This is a genomic window from Rhodobacter sp. JA431, assembly GCF_900217725.1.
In the GTDB taxonomy this organism is placed as follows: Bacteria; Pseudomonadota; Alphaproteobacteria; order Rhodobacterales; family Rhodobacteraceae; genus Rhodobacter; species Rhodobacter aestuarii.
The window spans coordinates 1-17,207 of sequence record NZ_OBMP01000008.1 but is presented as its reverse complement, the minus strand read 5'-3'; the positions used below and the strand labels follow the sequence as shown (position 1 = coordinate 17,207).

At 61.2% G+C, this 17,207-nt stretch carries 16 protein-coding genes and 2 pseudogenes; 12 read left to right on the top strand and 6 right to left on the bottom strand.

Annotated features, from left to right (window positions below; genetic code table 11):
- Nucleotides 1-184 precede the first annotated feature (184 nt).
- Nucleotides 185-1,417, top strand: a complete 1,233-nt coding sequence (locus CRO18_RS14790) for a PAS domain-containing protein (RefSeq protein ID WP_097082713.1) — start codon at nucleotides 185-187, stop codon at nucleotides 1,415-1,417.
- A gap of 32 nt (nucleotides 1,418-1,449) precedes the next feature.
- Here CRO18_RS14790 and CRO18_RS14785 read toward each other — a convergent pair whose 3' ends face one another.
- Complete coding sequence (locus CRO18_RS14785) at nucleotides 1,450-2,034, bottom strand: TlpA disulfide reductase family protein (protein WP_245826592.1); 585 nt, start codon at nucleotides 2,032-2,034, stop codon at nucleotides 1,450-1,452.
- Between CRO18_RS14785 and argH the strand changes: the two genes are divergently transcribed.
- The 5 genes from argH (at nucleotide 2,021) to CRO18_RS14765 (ending at nucleotide 7,707) form a co-directional block, all read left to right on the top strand.
- Complete coding sequence (gene argH / locus CRO18_RS14780) at nucleotides 2,021-3,418, top strand: argininosuccinate lyase (protein WP_097082712.1); 1,398 nt, start codon at nucleotides 2,021-2,023, stop codon at nucleotides 3,416-3,418. The two genes, CRO18_RS14785 and argH, sit on opposite strands and share 14 nt — an antisense overlap.
- A gap of 14 nt (nucleotides 3,419-3,432) precedes the next feature.
- The gene (locus tag CRO18_RS18895; RefSeq protein WP_170952698.1) at nucleotides 3,433-3,579 is read left to right on the top strand and encodes a hypothetical protein; all 147 of its coding nucleotides are present in this window, start codon (nucleotides 3,433-3,435) and stop codon (nucleotides 3,577-3,579) included.
- Complete coding sequence (locus tag CRO18_RS14775) at nucleotides 3,576-3,782, top strand: hypothetical protein (protein ID WP_097082711.1); 207 nt, start codon at nucleotides 3,576-3,578, stop codon at nucleotides 3,780-3,782. The genes CRO18_RS18895 and CRO18_RS14775 overlap by 4 nt, the downstream gene beginning before the upstream one ends.
- A gap of 88 nt (nucleotides 3,783-3,870) precedes the next feature.
- Nucleotides 3,871-5,136, top strand: a complete 1,266-nt coding sequence (gene lysA / locus CRO18_RS14770) for a diaminopimelate decarboxylase (RefSeq protein WP_097082710.1) — start codon at nucleotides 3,871-3,873, stop codon at nucleotides 5,134-5,136.
- 27 nt (nucleotides 5,137-5,163) lie between these two features.
- Nucleotides 5,164-7,707: a DUF4175 domain-containing protein gene (locus CRO18_RS14765; RefSeq protein ID WP_097082709.1), complete on the top strand. Its 2,544-nt coding sequence runs from the start codon at nucleotides 5,164-5,166 to the stop codon at nucleotides 7,705-7,707.
- Between the two features lie 45 nt (nucleotides 7,708-7,752).
- Here CRO18_RS14765 and CRO18_RS14760 read toward each other — a convergent pair whose 3' ends face one another.
- Together CRO18_RS14760 and CRO18_RS19175 are read right to left on the bottom strand one after the other, a co-directional pair.
- A complete protein-coding gene (locus CRO18_RS14760; protein WP_170952695.1) occupies nucleotides 7,753-9,012 on the bottom strand; it encodes a hypothetical protein in 1,260 nt (419 codons plus the stop codon).
- A 27-nt stretch (nucleotides 9,013-9,039) separates the two neighbouring features.
- Nucleotides 9,040-9,135 (bottom strand): annotated as a pseudogene (locus CRO18_RS19175) (zinc-ribbon domain-containing protein); the annotation flags it as partial.
- A 136-nt stretch (nucleotides 9,136-9,271) separates the two neighbouring features.
- Between CRO18_RS19175 and CRO18_RS14755 the strand changes: the two are divergent.
- The 3 genes from CRO18_RS14755 to CRO18_RS14745 are packed head-to-tail and all read left to right on the top strand — an operon-like array spanning nucleotide 9,272 to nucleotide 11,564.
- Nucleotides 9,272-9,943, top strand: a complete 672-nt coding sequence (locus CRO18_RS14755; protein WP_076486205.1) for a cell division ATP-binding protein FtsE — start codon at nucleotides 9,272-9,274, stop codon at nucleotides 9,941-9,943.
- On the top strand, nucleotides 9,943-10,833 hold the full coding sequence (locus CRO18_RS14750) for an ABC transporter permease (RefSeq protein ID WP_097082707.1): 891 nt from the start codon (nucleotides 9,943-9,945) through the stop codon (nucleotides 10,831-10,833). Before CRO18_RS14755 ends, CRO18_RS14750 begins: the two co-directional genes overlap by 1 nt.
- The gene (locus CRO18_RS14745) at nucleotides 10,833-11,564 is read left to right on the top strand and encodes a 1-acyl-sn-glycerol-3-phosphate acyltransferase (protein ID WP_097082706.1); all 732 of its coding nucleotides are present in this window, start codon (nucleotides 10,833-10,835) and stop codon (nucleotides 11,562-11,564) included. The genes CRO18_RS14750 and CRO18_RS14745 overlap by 1 nt, the downstream gene beginning before the upstream one ends.
- 16 nt (nucleotides 11,565-11,580) lie before the next feature.
- Here the strand turns inward: CRO18_RS14745 and CRO18_RS14740 are convergent, their stop codons facing one another.
- Both CRO18_RS14740 and CRO18_RS14735 read right to left on the bottom strand, forming a co-directional pair.
- The gene (locus tag CRO18_RS14740) at nucleotides 11,581-12,543 is read right to left on the bottom strand and encodes an acetyl-CoA carboxylase carboxyltransferase subunit alpha (protein ID WP_076486208.1); all 963 of its coding nucleotides are present in this window, start codon (nucleotides 12,541-12,543) and stop codon (nucleotides 11,581-11,583) included.
- A 227-nt stretch (nucleotides 12,544-12,770) separates the two neighbouring features.
- A complete protein-coding gene (locus CRO18_RS14735; protein WP_097082799.1) occupies nucleotides 12,771-13,727 on the bottom strand; it encodes an L-malyl-CoA/beta-methylmalyl-CoA lyase in 957 nt (318 codons plus the stop codon).
- A 282-nt stretch (nucleotides 13,728-14,009) separates the two neighbouring features.
- On the opposite strand from CRO18_RS14735, the gene dgcN reads away from it, so the two are divergent.
- The 3 genes from dgcN to CRO18_RS14720 all read left to right on the top strand — a co-directional run bounded on the left by dgcN (nucleotide 14,010) and on the right by CRO18_RS14720 (nucleotide 16,914).
- Nucleotides 14,010-15,011 (top strand): N-acetyltransferase DgcN, encoded by a 1,002-nt coding sequence (dgcN, locus tag CRO18_RS14730; protein WP_097082798.1) that lies wholly within the window; start codon nucleotides 14,010-14,012, stop codon nucleotides 15,009-15,011.
- A 67-nt stretch (nucleotides 15,012-15,078) separates the two neighbouring features.
- The gene (gene dgcA / locus CRO18_RS14725) at nucleotides 15,079-16,041 is read left to right on the top strand and encodes an N-acetyl-D-Glu racemase DgcA (RefSeq protein WP_097082705.1); all 963 of its coding nucleotides are present in this window, start codon (nucleotides 15,079-15,081) and stop codon (nucleotides 16,039-16,041) included.
- A 12-nt stretch (nucleotides 16,042-16,053) separates the two neighbouring features.
- Nucleotides 16,054-16,914, top strand: a complete 861-nt coding sequence (locus tag CRO18_RS14720; protein WP_097082704.1) for a D-amino-acid transaminase — start codon at nucleotides 16,054-16,056, stop codon at nucleotides 16,912-16,914.
- Nucleotides 16,915-17,054: 140 nt separating this feature from the next.
- Here the strand turns inward: CRO18_RS14720 and tuf are convergent.
- Nucleotides 17,055-17,207, bottom strand: a pseudogene (tuf, locus tag CRO18_RS14715) (elongation factor Tu); the annotation flags it as partial.

Genomic DNA, 17,207 nt, shown 5'->3' with positions numbered 1-17,207 from the left:
GATCGGCAATTTGGGCTAAGAACAGATTAAGCTCGGCCAGCTTTGTCATGTTTGGTTAATCATGAAGATTTTAGCGAACAGGTCGCATTTCCGGGGCGGGTAAACCGCTCGGTAACGCTGTCAGGGTAAACAGAGGGCGCACACCCCGTGTTTCCCGCGTGACCTATTTGCCTTCAGGATGATCATGACCGAGCAGACCGACCTTTCCCGCGTGCAAGAAGGTGAAACCCACTTTGGGTTTGATGAACTCTTCTATTCGCGGACAGATAGCCGCGGCATCATTCGCGCAGGCAACCAAGTGTTTCATCGCGTCTCTGGCTTTTCGTGGGAGAAGCTTTTGGGCGCGCCGCACAAAATTGTGCGCCACCCCGATACGCCGCGCGGTGTGTTTCGTATTTTGTGGAGCGCCTTGGGCGCGGGCCACCCGATGGGCGCCTATGTGAAGAACCGCACCCGTGACGGAGAGCATTACTGGGTCTTTGCGGTGCTGATGCCGGTTGAAGACGGGTTTCTTTCGGTGCGGCTCAAGCCTTCGACCCCGCTGTTTGATCGTATCCGCGATACCTACACCCGCATCTCGACGCGCGAGCGGGCAGAAAACCTCGATCCGGAAGTGAGCGCAGATTTGCTGCGCAAAGTCGCGGCGGATGAGGGTTTTTCGAGCTATACCAGCTACATGGCTTTTGCCTTGGGGCAAGAACTTGCGGCGCGCGACAAAAAGCTGGGCCGCCCGGCGGACCCGCGCACCACGCGCCTGATCGACATGAACAAATCGCTCGAACGCGTGACGCAAGAACAGATGAAACTCTTGCGCAGCTTCGAAGCATTGCAATCTATTCCGAACAACATGCGCATTGTTGCCTCGCGGTTGGAGCCCTCGGGCGGGCCTGTTTCGGCAATTTCGGAAAATTACAAAGCGTCTTCGATGGTGATTTCCGAACGCCTTCGTAGCTTCGTGGCGGGGCGTGACAACCTCTGCGATCGGGTCTCGCGTCAGGCGGCGCGCGCCTTGTTCCTGATGGGGTCGAACCGGGTTCTTGCCGAGATGAACGAGAACTTCGCAGATGCGGATCCGGTTGAAGGGATCGACTGGGATCAAGAGCGCGCGATGCTGCGTCAGCTTGAAATGGATACCCGTCGGTCCACGCGCGATGCGATGGAGCAGGCTGTGGGCCATGCCGAGGGGCTAAGCCGTTCGAGTGCCGAGATTCGCCGTCAGATGCTGGGTCTTGATACGATTCGGGTTTTGGGTCGCGTTGAGTGCGGGCGGATGCGTGAAACCAGCGGGGGGCTTTCCTCGACGATCGACCAACTCGACATCTTCCACGATGACATCAAAAAACGTCTCGAATCGATCATGCGCCTGTCGGAAGAAATTGGTTCGGCGATGAACCTGTTCTTGCGCAGCGAGCCGTAACGCGCGGTGCGCGAAGCTTAGTCGCTTCGCCCCTATTCGCTCCGCAAAGCGTTGATCATCGCTTTCGCTTCGGGGCTGGACCAATCGGCCGGCCCCAGCAATTGCGCCACAATCTGCCCTTCGCGGTCGATCAACAGTGTCGCTGGCAGGCCGGGCAGGCCAAGCGCGCGGCTGAGCCGTTCTGTCTCGTCGATGAAGCGGGGCAGGTGCGTGACCTCGGCGCGCTCAAAAAAGCTCGCCACTTTGCGCTGTGTGTCGCGCGAACTGGCCGCCACCGTCAAAACCTCAAAATCATCGCCCGACTCGGCGGCTGCCAAAGCCTCGAGATCGGGCATTTCTTTGCGGCACGGCGCACACCATGTCGCCCAAAGGTTCAACAGCACCACCTTGCCGCGGTAATCCGCCAAGGTGCGGCTTTCGCCCAATTCATTCACAAATGGGATCTCGGGTGGGGCGAGCCTTTGGCTGAACACAACCACCTTTTTCATCTCGCCCTCGCGCAGGCTGGCCAAGTCTGCGGCAGCCGCGCCATTTGCGCAAAGCGCCAGTGCCGTATAAAGGACGATCAACCGCAGCATGTTGCCTCCGACAAAGGGCCAGACGATGACCGACGACACGAAATCCTCCAACGCCATGTGGGGCGGGCGCTTTGCCGCTGGCCCGGACGCGATCATGGAGGCGATCAACGCCTCGATCTCGTTCGACAAGCGACTTTACGCGCAGGATATTCGCGGCAGCCGGGCCCATGCGGCCATGTTGGCGGCGACGGGCATCCTCAGCAATAAAGACGCTGAAGCGATCGGGGAAGGCCTGCTCACGGTCTTGTCAGAGATCGAGGGCGGCGATTTCCCGTTTTCGACCGCGCTGGAAGATATTCACATGAATGTGGAGGCGCGGCTGAAAGAGATTATCGGCGAACCAGCTGGGCGGCTACACACGGCGCGCTCGCGCAATGACCAAGTGGCGACCGATTTCCGGCTTTGGGTGCGTGATCAGGCTGATGCGGCGATTGCCTCGCTGACGGCGTTGATGAAGGTCATGGTCGCGCAGGCCGAACAAGGCGCCGATTGGGTGATGCCGGGCTTTACGCACCTGCAAACCGCGCAGCCGGTGACATGGGGCCATCACATGATGGCTTATGTCGAAATGTTCGCCCGTGACCGATCGCGTTTTGAAGATGCGCGCAAGCGGATGAACGAATGCCCCTTGGGCTCTGCGGCGCTTGCAGGCACCGGTTTTGCCATTGACCGTCATATGACGGCAGAGGCTTTGGGCTTTGATCGCCCGACCGCGAACAGCCTTGATGCGGTGTCAGACCGTGATTTCGCGCTCGAATTCCTTTCGGCCTCGGCGATCTGCGCCGTGCACCTGAGCCGTTTGGCGGAAGAATTGGTGATCTGGTCCTCGGCCCAATTCCGTTTCGTGGCGATGTCGGACAAATGGTCGACGGGCTCGTCGATCATGCCGCAAAAGCGCAACCCTGATGCCGCCGAACTGATCCGCGCGAAAATCGGGCGCATCATGGGGGCGACGGTGGCGCTGTTCACCGTGATGAAGGGCCTGCCGCTCGCCTATTCCAAAGACATGCAAGAAGACAAAGAGCAGGTCTTTGATGCTGCCGATACGCTGATGCTGGCGCTTGCCGCGATGACGGGCATGATCGCCGATCTGACGGTGAACACCGATAAGCTGGAAGCCGCCGCCGCAAATGGCTTTTCCACCGCGACCGATTTGGCCGATTGGCTGGTGCGCGAAGCGGGGCTGCCGTTCCGCGATGCCCACCACGTGACCGGCACGCTGGTGGCAATGGCCGAAGGCAAAGGCTGTGATTTGCCCGATTTGACGCTCGAAGACATGCAATCGGTGCATCCGGCGCTTAATGATAGCGTTTATGACGTGCTTGGGGTTCACAACTCGGTCGCCTCGCGCCAATCTTATGGCGGCACCGCGCCCGACCAAGTGCGCGCGCAAGTGGCCCGCTGGAAGGAACTTCTGGGCTGAGGCCGGAGGGAAAGATGCGTCTGATTTTGCTGAGCCTTGCCTTGGCCAGTTTGGCCGCCTGCGGTGTGGGCGGCCCGCCGCAGCCGCCAAGTGCCGTGACCGAAGCCCCCGTTTCCCCGGTTTCGGGCGAGGTCAGCTTTGGCGTGACGGGCAGCCTGTGAAGGGCGCGGGGCTGATTGGGCTTATGGTGCTGGCGCTCGGTGCCTGTTCGAGCCCGCGCGCCAATGTTTATGCCGACCCTTCGGGCGAGGTGACCACCTCGGCCTCTACCGGGGTGGGGCCTGTGCGGGTCGGCGTGAACAGTTCGGGCGGCGGCTATGTCGGCACCAAGATCGGTTGGCTTGGTATCGCCGCTGGATTTTGATCTGTCGGATTCTGGCCCTCCACCTTCCGCGCCGCTTTCCTTGCAGGCTGTGAAGCGCTAGGAAGCGCGAAACAGAACCGAGGGCGCGATGGATCATTTTCTATACAAAGATGGCGTGCTGCATGCCGAAGATGTGGCAATCCCCGAGATTGCCGCCGCCGTGGGCACGCCTTTCTATGTCTATTCCGCCGCCACGCTGACGCGGCATTTCCAACTGTTTGATGCCGCGCTTGAGTGCACCGACCATCTGGTGTGCTTCGCGATCAAATCGAACTCCAACCTCGCGGTGTTGAAACTGCTCGGCAATCTGGGCGCGGGGATGGATGTGGTTTCGGGCGGCGAATATCGCCGTGCCAAAGCTGCTGGCGTGCCGGGCGAGCGGATCGTCTTTTCCGGCGTTGGCAAAACCCGCGAAGAAATCACGCTTGCGCTGACGGGCGGCATTCGTCAGTTCAACGTCGAAAGCGAGCCGGAACTGCGCGCGATTTCCGAGGTGGCAAGCGCTTTGGGCGTGGTCGCGCCGATCGCTTTGCGCGTGAACCCCGATGTTGATGCGAAAACGCATGAAAAAATCGCCACCGGCAAATCGGAAAACAAATTCGGCATTCCGATTGCCAAGGCTCGCGCGGTTTATTCCGAAGCGGCAAAACTGCCGGGCATCGCGGTGGTGGGCGTCGATGTGCATATCGGCAGCCAGCTGACCGAGTTGGAGCCTTTTGAAGCCGCCTTCACCAAAGTGCGAGAACTGACCCTTGCTTTGCGCGAAGATGGGCATGACATTCGCCGCCTTGATCTGGGCGGTGGCTTGGGCATTCCCTATACCCGCTCAAACGAAGCGCCGCCGTTGCCCGTCGAATATGGTGCGATGATCAAACGCGTTCTTGGCGATTTGGGCTGCGAGATCGAGATCGAGCCGGGGCGGCTGATTTCGGGCAATGCGGGGCTGATGGTCTCGTCGGTCATTTATGTCAAAGAAGGGGAGGGGCGGAACTTCCTGATCCTTGATGCCGCGATGAATGATTTGGTGCGCCCTTCGATGTATGGCGCGCATCATGACATTGTGCCGGTGATCGAGGCGGAACCGGGCACCGAACCCGCCGCCTTTGATGTTGTGGGCCCCGTTTGCGAAACGGGCGATACCTTTGCCAAAGGCCGTAACCTGACGCCGATGGGCGAGGGGGACTTGGTCGCCTTCCGTTCGGCGGGCGCTTATGGCGCGGTGATGGCGTCGGAATACAATTCCCGCCCGCTGATTCCCGAAGTTTTGGTCGAAGGGGATCACTTTGCGGTCATTCGGCAAAGACCGAGCTTTGAGGAAATGCTCGCCCGCGATAGCATTCCGGTGTGGCTCTAATCTAACCGCAGGGCCCGGAAAGGTTGCATGACGAAGCCGCCGCCCCTTCCGGGCGACCCGCTCGCCCCGCTGGCCCGTCCGCTTTTGTGGACACGGGTCGGTTTGGTGTTGGAGCGGTTGGCGCGCGCCTTCTGGCCGGTGCTGACCTTCTTGGCCTTCGCTTTTGCGGCGCTGTCTTTTGGTGCGCTGCGGTATCTGACACCCGATGATTTGGCGATTGCCACGGGTGTGGTGATCTTTGTGCTGATTGTATTGGGTGCGCCGGGGTTACGCGGATTTCGTTGGCCAAGCCGGGATGAGGCCGTGGCACGGCTTGATGCCACGCTGCCCGGTCGCCCGCTGGCTGCATTGACCGATGATTTGGCGCTTGGCGCGGCCGATCCGGCAAGCCGTGCGCTTTGGGCGGCGCACCGGGGCCGCATGGCCGCGGCTGCCGCTGCCGCGCGCGCGCCAACGCCAGACCCAGACCTTTCGCCCCGCGACCCCTTTGCCTTGCGGCTTTCGGCACTCACGGCGTTGGTGATGGCGCTCGTTTTTGGCAATCCGGCGGGCATCTTCTCGCCTCAGCAGCGCCTTGGCGGCCCCGGTGCGGCGATTGCTGCGATGGGTCCCACATGGGAAGGCTGGGCCGAGCCGCCACGCTACACAGGCCGCCCCGGGCTTTATCTCAACGGGTTTGAGGGCGACGACCTTTATTTGCCCGAGGGCACGAAACTCGCGTTTCGCTTTTATGGTCCGCCCGGATCGGTGCCATTTTCGGAGACCGTGTCGAGCCCTGCTGCCACGCCGGAAAGGGACGAAAACCCGGCTGTGCAAAGCCATGACTTTATCGCCGAACGTTCGGGGGTGATTGATGTTGGTGGGCCGATGGGGCGGCTCTTTCAGGTGATCGTTCTCTCGGATAACGCGCCGGAGGTGGAATTGCCCGCGCTTGCCGAGCGCCGGGCCGATGGCAAGATGGCGCAACCTTTCCATGCCTTTGACGATTATGGCGTCGTGCACGGGCAGGCGCGGATCAGCCTCGATCTGGGCGCGATGGATCGCCGCTACGGGCTCGCGATAGACCCCGAGCCACGCGATGATTTGGTGTTTGACCTGCCGCTACCGATCAGCGGCTCGCGCGCCGATTTCTCTGAAATGCTGATCGAGGATGTGTCGGAGCATCCTTGGGCGAACCTGCCCGTCAAACTGACGCTAGAGGTCGAAGATGGGCGCGGCCAGATGGGCAGCAGCGGCGAACAGTCGTTTGAACTGCCGGGGCGGCGGTTCTTTGACCCGCGCGCCGCCGCGCTGATTGAATTGCGCCGCGATTTGTTGTGGTCGCGCGAGAATGCGGTGCGCTCTGCCCAAGTGTTGCGCGCCGTGCTCAACCGTTCAGACGATCTGTTCCCGGCACCGGAAATGGTGGAAATTCTGCAAGGCGTGGTGGAGCAGATCGAAGCGGCCTCGCTCACGCCAGAGGCGCGCGATGCTGTGGCCAAGCTCTTGTGGGATATGGCGGAGCTCCTGGAAGATGGTGGCTTGGCGGATGCTTTGGCGGCGATGCAGCAGGCCCAAGAACGGCTGAGCGAGGCGATCCGCAATGGCGCCTCGAAAGACGAAATCGACAAGCTGATGCAGGAGTTGAAAGAGGCGACGGATCGCTACCTGCAAATGTTGGCGGAACGTAGCCAGCAAGACGAAGGGCCGCAATTTGGCCAGCAACAGCCAAGCCAGCAGATCACCGGCGACCAGATCCAACAGTTGATGGATGAGATCCAAAAACTGATGGAGGAAGGCCGGATGGCCGAGGCGCAAGAACTTCTCGATCAACTGGCGCGGATGATGGAGAACATGCGCGTTACCCAAGGCCAAGGTGGGGCAGGCGATATGCCCGGTGGGCAGACGATGAAGGACTTGGGCGAGACGCTGCGCGAACAGCAAGACCTGTCAGACGAGGCCTTCCGGCAAATGCAGCGCCCGCCTGAGGCGGGGCAGGGTGGTCAAGGCGGGCAAGACATGTCGCCAAACGGCGAGGCGCAACCGGGTGACGAGGCAGGGGAAGATTTGGCGGCGCGTCAACGCGCGCTTCGTCGTGAGTTGGAGCGGCAAAAAGGTCTGATGCCGCGCCTTGGCGGCGACGCGGCGGAGGCGGGGCGGCAAGCGCTGGATGAAGCAGGCCGCGCGATGGAAGAGGCCGAAGAGGCCTTGCGCGATGGCCAACTGGGCCGCGCGCTGGATGGGCAGGCCGACGCGATTGAAGCCTTGCGCGAAGGTATGCGGCGGTTGGGCGAGGCCTTTGCGGAGGAGCGCGGCGAACGATCGCGCGGGGAAGGCAATCTGGGCGAGCAGCGCGGCGGTGACCCGATGGGCGGTCAAGGCACGCGTGAATTGCCGCGTGACCCGCTTGGACGGGCGGTGGGCGAAGGCAGCCGGATTGGCTCGGATAGTAACCTGTTGCAGGGCGAAGATGTGTATCGCCGGGCGCGCGATTTGCTGGATGAAATTCGTCGTCGCACTGCGGAACGTCAGCGCCCCGAAGCCGAGCGCGATTACCTGCGCCGCCTGCTCGACACTTTCGGGCCGCGTTAAGACACGCCGCAGGCGTTAGCGAGATAATGATTGAGGGGCGGAGGCTTAGCCCCCAGCAGCTTGCAGTTTCACGATCAGCATCCGCAAGAGCCCGTCCAACAACAGCCGCGCGGTATCGGCCATGGCGACATAGGTTTCGAGTACGGGCAAAAGTGCGGGAACGGCCGCCCCAATACGCGGTGCAAAGATATAAAGCGCAACCAGTGCGGCGACCACAATGACCACCGACAAGAACCCGGTTCGGAAACCGGAGCGGGTTTCGGCGCGCATCTGCGGGGTGCCTTTGGCGGCGAGGTCGCCAGTGCGATCCGCGCTGGCGCGTAAAGTAGAATTGATCTCGTCAATATCGGGGAGGCGCTTGGCGGCGCGGGCACCGGGTTCTTGCACCGGGCCTTCCGTCAGATCGGCGGCGCGTTCTTCCTCGTCAGAGTCCGCGCTCGACAGATCGCTGAAATCGAGCGTCTGACGCGCCGCAGGCGCTGTGGGTCGCGGCGGTGGTTTCGGCATTTCGACCACCGGCTCAAATTTCGGCTTTGGTTTGGGCGCAGGCGTCGTCGGGGCCACGCGCCGGGGCATCACGTCGGCCGTGCGCGCGGGCTGTGCGGCAGGCTTTTCTGCACGTGGTGCAAGGTTCATTTCTTCTTGCGTTTCGAGGCTTTGGCCCTCCGCCTGACGCGCCGCGGCTTCGCGCTCGGCCTCTTCGCGCAAGATCGCTAGAAGGTTCTCGTCCAGCGCGCGACGTGGCACGACACCCACGCGTGGCGCAGGCCCAACCTCGCTGCGCTCGGCGCTGAGGAGCGGTTCTGAAGCGTCCGGTTCGAGATAGTCTTCCTCGGGCGCAGGGGGCGGCTCTGGCGCAGCGGTCACCTCTGCGATTGGCTCTTCTTGCGGGGCCTGCTCCGCTTGCATCAGCGCTGCAATCGCTGCCTCTGCCGAATCTTCCCCGATGTTTTCCTCAGCCTCTGCCTGAACTTCGGGCGTTGGCGCTCGCGGAATGACGGGTGTGGTCACTGGCGGCAATTCGGAGGGCTCAGGTTCGACATCTTCTTCCATGTCGAACGGCTCGCTCCAGTCGACCGCGTCTTCCTCTTCTTCGGGGCTTTCGGCAGCCTCAAAGATCGAGGCTTCCTCGGGCACAGGCTCAGGCGGGGACGGTTCCGGGCTTGGCGCGGGTTCTGGAACTGCGCTTGGTGCGGGCTCTGGCGGCGCCTCGATAACGGGCTGGGGAACCGGTTCTTCAGCCACGTCCCAGCCTTCGGGGGCGCCCTGCGCGTCCTCGCGTCGAGCCTCTTCGGCAGCAATCATTTTTGCACTGGGCTGGAACCACGTCTGACCACAACCAGAGCACTGCACATCGCGCCCGGCTTCAGGGATGACGGAGTCATCTACCTCATATTGTGCACCGCATCTCGGACAGATGAGCCGCATGCGTTCCTAGCCTCGTCCTGCCTTGGCCATTCTGGCCTTTTCTATATATATGTTGTAGCAAGCCCGGTGAAAAACTCCAAGCGTTTGCGTATATTTGCACGCATCTGGCAACAGGTGCCACAAGAAGGGGCCGGCAGTGATCGAGCTGCAAGATGTCGCTGTAGGATATGGCGGAACCGAGTTGCTGGCAGAGATGTCGCTCAAACTCGTGCCGGGGTCGTTCCATTTTCTGACCGGGCCTTCGGGCGCGGGCAAAACCACCTTCCTAAAACTTTGCTATGCAGAACTCCTGCCATCGTCTGGTTTTCTTGGGCTTTACGGCCAAGATGCGCGCACCATGAGCCGCGATGACATTGCCCAGATGCGCCAGCGCATTGGGGTCGTGCACCAAGATTGTCAGTTCCTTGATCACCTCTCGGTTGCGGAAAATGTGGCGCTGCCGCTCACCGTTGCAGGCAAGCCGATTGATGGGCGCGAATTGGTGGAGCTTCTGTCGTGGGTTGGGCTGAAGGCGCAGATGAACGCGCTGCCGCCGCAGCTTTCGGGCGGGGAACGCCAGCGCGCGGCACTTGCGCGTGCCATCATCATGTCGCCCGAGGTGATCGTCGCCGATGAACCCACCGGCAACCTTGATTGGGAAATGTCTTTGCGGCTGCTTAACCTTTTGGTTGAGCTGAACAAAATGGGCAAAACGGTGGTGATCGCCACACACGATCTGAACCTGATCCGGCAGGCGAAGGCGCAGGTTTCCGCTCGGGTTTTGCGCATTGCCAATCGGCGGTTGCAACTGGCTGGGGCGGATTTGTGATGCGGTTGAACCCGTTTTCTCGTGAATTGTCCTCGGCCGATCGGGTGGTGCCGCCCACAGGCTTTACGGCCAATCTGACGGTTCTGACCGCTGCTGCGATGGCGTTTTTGGCTGTCTTTGCGCTGGCGCTTTCCTTGGCATCTGGGCGTCTGGCGGACCGTTGGGCCGATGCTTTGGCGCGCTCTGCCACCATCCGCATCTCGGCCCCGCCCGAGCAGATGGAGGTGCAGACGCGCGCCGTATTGGATGCGCTGGCCACGACGCCGGGGGTGAAAAGCTATCGCCCCTTGGAAGATGACGAGATGCGCGATCTTTTGGACCCGTGGTTTGGCCCCGATCTTCCGGTCGAGGATTTGCCACTGCCGCAATTGGTGGAATTGGTCGAAACGGCGCAAGGCATTGATGTCGAGGGGCTGCGGTTGCGGCTTGCGGCAGAAGCCCCGGGCGCCGTGTTGGATGATCACACCCGTTGGCGCCGCCCGTTGGTGGCTGCGGCCGATAAGCTGCGCTGGCTTGGTTGGTTGTCGCTCGTGCTGATTGGCGGCGCGATGGCGGGGATGATCACGCTCGCCGCGCAGGCCGCTTTGGCCGCGAACGGGCAGGTGATTCGCACCCTCCGCTTGGTGGGGGCGCAGGATGCCTTTATTGCCCGCGCCTTCGTGCGCCGCTTTACGCAACGTGGCTTTGTTGGCGCGGCTTTGGGCACGGGGCTTGGCATGGGCGCGGTGGCGCTTTTGCCTGCGGCCGATGCCGCTGGCGGCTTTTTGACCGGGCTGGGCTTTACCGGCACCGGCTGGCTTTGGCCGCTTGCGCTTCCGGTGCTGGCCGCGGTAGTGGCCTACGGTGCCACCCGCGCCGCCGCTTTGCGCATGCTCAAGGGAATTCGCTGATGATCGTCGTGCAATACCTCCGCTCCATCTTCTTCATCGTGCAGATGTATGTGATGCTTGCCGTCTTTGCGGTGGGCGGGCTGCCCTATGCGCTGATCGGTGGACGCCGCGCCGCCATTCATGTGTGCCGGGGCTATTGCAAATGGGTCTGCTGGTCGGCGGGCTGGGCCGTGGGGCTGAAAACCGAAGTCCGTGGTCCGATCCCGAAAGGCGATGTGTTGATTGCCGCCAAACACCAGAGCTTTCTGGATATTCTGATGATTTACGCTGCCATTCCGCGTGGCAAGTTCATCATGAAAAAGGAGCTGGTCTGGACCCCGTTTGTCGGCTGGTATGCTTACCTGATTGGCTGCATCCCGGTGGATCGGGGCAAGCGCGGCGCGGCGATCAAGGCGATGCTGGCACAAGCGAAAAATGCGCGTTTCGCGGGCGGGCAGTTGGTGATTTTCGCGCAAGGCACCCGCGTCGCGGCGGGGGCGAAGAAGCCCTATAAAATTGGTGCGGGCGCGCTTTACACCGACCTTGGCCTGACCTGCGTGCCTGCGGCGACCAATGTGGGCGTGTTTTGGCCGCGCCACGGCATTTTGCGCAAGCCGGGTGTGGCGATTGTGGAGTTTCTGCCCGAGATCGAGCCGGGGCTTCAGATCGGCGATTACATGAAAAAGATCGAGGCTGAAATTGAAACCGCCTCGGACCGTTTGATGGCCGAGGCGGGATTCAAAGTCGCTTGAGGTCGGGGAGGGCGGTTTAGGCCGCCAACCCTTTCGAGCCCATTTCGATGAATTTCTTGCGGCGGTCCGAAATCAGGCCTGCACGTTTCTTGCCCGAAAGCTCGTCCAGCATCTTGCCGATTTCATGGCCAACTGCGGTGATGGTGGCCAGACGGTCACGTTGCGCGCCACCTTTCGGTTCCGGAATGATCCGGTCAATCACACCCAATTTTTTGAGGTCTTGCGCGGTGAGCCGCAGCGCTTCGGCTGCTTCACGCATTTTTTCGGCGTCTTTCCACAAGATCGAGGCGCAGCCCTCGGGCGAGATCACCGAATAGACCGAATGTTCGAGCATCGCGATCCGGTTCGCCGTGGCAAAAGCCACCGCGCCACCAGAACCGCCTTCGCCAATGATCACCGAAATCAGCGGCACGCCGAGCTTGAGGCATTGCTCGGTTGAGCGTGCAATCGCTTCGGCTTGGCCGCGCTCTTCCGCGCCTTTGCCCGGATAGGCACCGGGGGTGTCAACGAGCGTGATGACGGGCAGATTGAACCGATCGGCCATATCCATCAAGCGGATCGCTTTGCGGTAGCCCTCGGGCCGCGCCATGCCAAAGTTGTGGGTGATGCGGCTCGCGGTGTCGTGGCCCTTCTCATGGCCGATCACCATCACCGGGCGGTCGTCAAAGCGCGCAAGCCCGCCCATCACCGCATGGTCATCGGCAAAGTTCCGGTCGCCCGCAAGCGGCGTGTATTCGGTGAAGAGCGCGTCGATATAATCGCGGCAATGCGGGCGGTCCGGGTGCCGGGCGACTTGGCATTTGCGCCAAGGCGTGAGGTCTTTGTAGAGGTCCGTCAGCATCTGCGCCGCTTTTTTATCCAGCGCAGCGGCTTCCTTTTCGACATCCATGCCCGGGTTCGCCCGCGCCATTGCGCGCAATTCCTCCGCCTTGCCTTCAATTTCGGCGAGCGGTTTTTCGAACTCGAGATAGGTGGTCATCAGCCCCTCCGTGACGCAGTCTGCGCTTATATGACCGCGCGAAAGGGGATTTGCAACTGACGCGGGGGGAAGCGAAGGGTTCTGACGGATGCCTGCGGCAATCGGTGTCAACCGAAACGCCCCGGCCGACGGACCGGGGCGTTCCTGTTCCCTCATGCAGCCGGGCCTCCCCTCCCTGCCGCTCCGGGATTCGAAACGATTCGTGTCACGAATCGTTTACATCACGCTCAAGCTTTAATCATTTCCGACTGTCTGACAATAACTTCTGCCTGCCGAATGGAAGCAATATCGACCAAACGGCCCTTGTAAACGGTTGCCCCGGCGCCTTCGGCTTTGGCCTTCTCCATCGCGGCCAAAATTTCGCGTGCTTCGGCCACCGCTTCATCCGACGGCGTGAAGACATCATTGGCCAAAGTGACCTGTTTCGGGTGGATCGCCCATTTGCCGACCATGCCCAAAGTGGCCGAGCGCAGCGCTTGCGCGCGGAAGCCTTCATCATCCGAGAAATCGCCAAACGGGCCATCGACGGGCAAGATGCCATGCGTCCGGCAAGCGGCCACAATCGCGGCCTGCGCCCAATGCCACGGGTCGGACCAGTATTTAGCCCCTTCGCGCAGCATGTAATAGTTTTCTTGCGTGCCACCGATGCCGGTGGTCGCCATCCCCATCGAGGCGGCAAAATCCGCCGCGCCAAGGCTCATCGCCTGCAGGCGGGGGCTGGAGGCTGCGATTTCTTCCACATGAGCAATGCCAGCGGCTGATTCGATGATCACCTCAAGGCTGATGCGTTTCTTGCGGCCCTTGGCGGCTTCAATCGCGCTCACCAGCGCATCCACGGCATAAACATCGGCCGCGCAGCCCACTTTCGGGATCATGATCTGGTCGATCCGCTCAGAACCTTCTTCAAGAAGCTCCACAACGTCACGATACCAATAGGGCGTATCAAGCCCGTTGATCCGCACCGAAAGATACTTGGTGTTCCAATCGACGTTGTGGGAGGCTTCGATGATATTGCGGCGCGCTTGCGCCTTATCATCGGGGGCGACCGAATCCTCAAGGTCGAGGTTGATCACATCCGCTGCCGAAGCCGCCATTTTCTCAAAGATCGCCGGGCGCGAGCCGGGGCCAAACAATTGGCAGCGGTTGGGACGGGCAGGGGCGGCGGGCTGGACGCGGAAGCTCATGAATTCCCTCGGCAAGTATGTTTCGTGATTTGTTGTGTTTTCGGTATAATGTTGCGCGGCCATATGCAAGGTTATTTTGCAGTCGCAGAAACTATGCGCCGAAACGGTGATGAATTTTGCAGCAGCTTGAAAAGGCGCAAGAATCTTCGAGCAAATCGGCAATTGCCGGAAGAAGTGTGATCTAAAAGCGCCAAATGGCCGCAAGATACTAAGGAAATTTGCCGAGAAACTCGCGATTTTCGGCGAAATCCTTTCCCCGAACCTGCGGAGCCTCCTATGTCGCTGATCGAGACCCCCTATCTGCTTTTCCTTGGCGATGCGCCGGACCAACTCGCCGCTAAGGTGGCGCAGGGCATCAAAGATTGGCGGCCTGAATTCGCCGTAGGCCAGTTCCGGATGGAGGGCTGCAAGGCCGATCTGGGCCTGCCCGATATGACGCTGGAAGAGGCAAAGGCCGCGGGCTGCAAAACGCTGGTGATCGGCGTGGCGAACCGCGGTGGGGTTATCTCGCAAGCGTGGAAAAAGGAATTGGTCGCGGCGCTGGAAGAAGGTTTTGACCTGGCTTCTGGCCTGCACAACCTTCTGCGTGACGAGCCCGATCTGGTGGCCGTTGCCGAAGCTTGCGGTCGGTCTTTGCATGATGTGCGCGTGCCCGAAGTGGATTACCCGATCGCCAATGGCGTGAAGCGCAGCGGCAAGCGGCTTCTGGCCGTGGGGACCGATTGCTCGGTCGGCAAAATGTATACCGCGCTTTGCATGGAGCGTGAGATGCGCGAGCGCGGTATGAACGCCGATTTTCGCGCCACCGGTCAGACCGGTATCTTGATCACCGGCGATGGCGTGCCGCTTGATGCGGTGGTGGCCGATTTCATGGCGGGCTCGATCGAATGGCTGACGCCTGACAATGACGCGGATCACTGGGATCTGATCGAAGGGCAAGGCAGCCTCTTCCACGTTAGCTATTCCGGGGTGACGATGGCGCTCATTCACGGCGGTCAGCCCGATGCGCTGGTGCTGTGCCATGAACCTACCCGTGCGCATATGCGTGGCCTGCCGGGCTACAGCCTGCCGGTGCTGGATGCGCTGCGCGATCTGGCGCTGCAAATTGCCAAGGTGGGCAACCCGGCCTGCCAAGTGGTTGGGATCTCGATCAACACGCAAAACATGCCCGAAGCTGAAGCGCGGGCCTATATCGCCAAGGTCGAGGCAGAGATGGGCCTGCCCACCACCGACCCGTTCCGCTTTGGGGCCGCAAAGCTGGTGGACGCGCTCGCCGCGATCTGAAACCCTGCACCGCGTGCCAAGGCCAAGGCTTTGGCACGCCGATGACGAATAAAAGAAAGGGCAGGGCATGATCTCCGTAACGGCGGATACATTCCGGCTGGCCGAAGTTTTCACCATTTCCCGCGGTAGCCGCACCGAGGCCAAGGTGCTGACAGTGCGTGTGCTTCGCGGTGCTGTGGCAGGTTGGGGCGAATGCGTGCCTTATGCGCGCTATGGCGAAAGCCTTGAAAGCGTGACCGCGCAGATTGAGGGGCTGCCCGCCAATATCTCGCGCGAAGATTTGCAATATGCGCTGCCGCCGGGGGCTGCACGCAACGCGGTGGATTGCGCGCTTTGGGATCTGGAGGCGAAAGCCGCAGGCAAACGGGTTTGGGAGCTGGCGGGGCTGACCGCGCCGGGGCCGGAAGTCACCTGCTACACGCTTTCGCTTGCCGAACCGGCCGCGATGCAAGCCTCTGCCGCGAAAAATGCGCATCGTCCGATTCTCAAAATCAAACTCGGCACGCCCGATGATATGCCGCGCCTGGAAGCGGTGCGCGCGGGCGCGCCCAAGGCCAAGATCGTCGTCGATGCGAACGAGGGCTGGAGCGCCGAGGTCTATTCGGATCTGGCGCCGCATCTTTTGCGCCTTGGTGTGGCGATGGTGGAACAACCGCTGCCCGCAAGCGAAGACGAGGCGCTTTTGGGCCTCAATCGCCCGGTGCCGGTCTGTGCCGATGAAAGCTGCCATGACCGCAAAAGCTTGCCCGGTCTGAAAGGCAAATACGATCTTGTGAACATCAAGCTAGACAAGACCGGCGGCCTGACCGAAGCGTTCGCGTTGCGCCAGCAGGCACTGGCTGAGGGCTACGGCGTGATGGTCGGCTGCATGGTGGGCTCAAGCCTTGCGATGGCCCCTGCGACGCTGGTGGCGCAAGGCGCGGCCTATACCGACCTTGACGGGCCGCTTTTGCTGGCGCAAGACCGCGAAAGCCCGCTGAAATATGCGGACGGCATGGTTTACCCCCCCGAAGCCGAACTTTGGGGCTAAAAGGAGAGCGCGATGAGCCGGATCGTTTACCTGAATGGCGAGTATATGCCGGAGGAAGAGGCGAAGATTTCGATCTTCGACCGTGGGTTCGTGATGGGCGACGCGGTTTATGAAGTGACCTCGGTTCTGGGCGGCAAGATCTTGGAATTTGAAGGCCTCATGACCCGGCTGGAGCGCTCGATGCGCGAGCTGGAAATGACCTGTGCGCTGACCCGCGAAGAATGGCTCGCCATCCACCACGAATTGGTGGCACGCAACAATATCGACGAAGGGCTGGTCTATCTTCAAGTCAGCCGTGGCAATGCGGGCGACCGGGATTTCCACTACCCGCCGGAAGGCACGCCGCCGACTGTGGTGCTTTACACCCAAGCCAAGCCGAACCTCGCCAATGACCCGAAAGCCGAGGTCGGGATCAAAGTGATCTCGTTGCCCGATTTGCGCTGGCATCGCCGCGATATCAAAACCGTGCAACTGCTTTACCCGTCGATGGCGAAAATGGCCGCCGAAGCCGCGGGCAAGAACGATGCGTGGTTTGTGGAAGATGGCGCGGTGACCGAAGGGTCGTCCAACAACGTCTATATCGTCAAAGGCAACAAGATCATCACCCGGCAACTGTCTACCGATATCTTGCACGGCATCACCCGCGCCTCGCTGCTGACCTATGCGGCGGAAGCGCAGATGGAAATCGAAGAGCGTCCCTTCACCATCGCCGAAGCGCAAGAAGCCGATGAAGCGTTCTTCACCTCTGCCTCGGCCTTTGTGATGCCGGTGGTGGAAGTGGATGGCGTCGCCGTGGCGGATGGCAAAGTGGGCCGCGTGGCCAAGCGCCTGCGCGAGATCTACTTGGAAGAAAGCCTCAAACGCGCCGTCTAAGCGCCGTTACGCTCTGAATTCAAAAGCCCGCCTCAGGAATGAGGCGGGCTTTTTGTTTTGCCAAGCCCGGCTTGTGGAAGGTACGCAAAAGCAAAAGGGCCGCCCGAAGGCGGCCCTTTCTTCTTTCCCGATGGGAAAGATTATTCGATGATTTTCGAGACGACGCCGGCGCCGACGGTACGGCCGCCTTCACGGATGGCGAAGCGCAGTTTTTCTTCCATCGCGATCGGCGCAATCAGTTCGACTTCGAACTTCAGGTTGTCGCCCGGCATCACCATTTCAGTGCCTTCCGG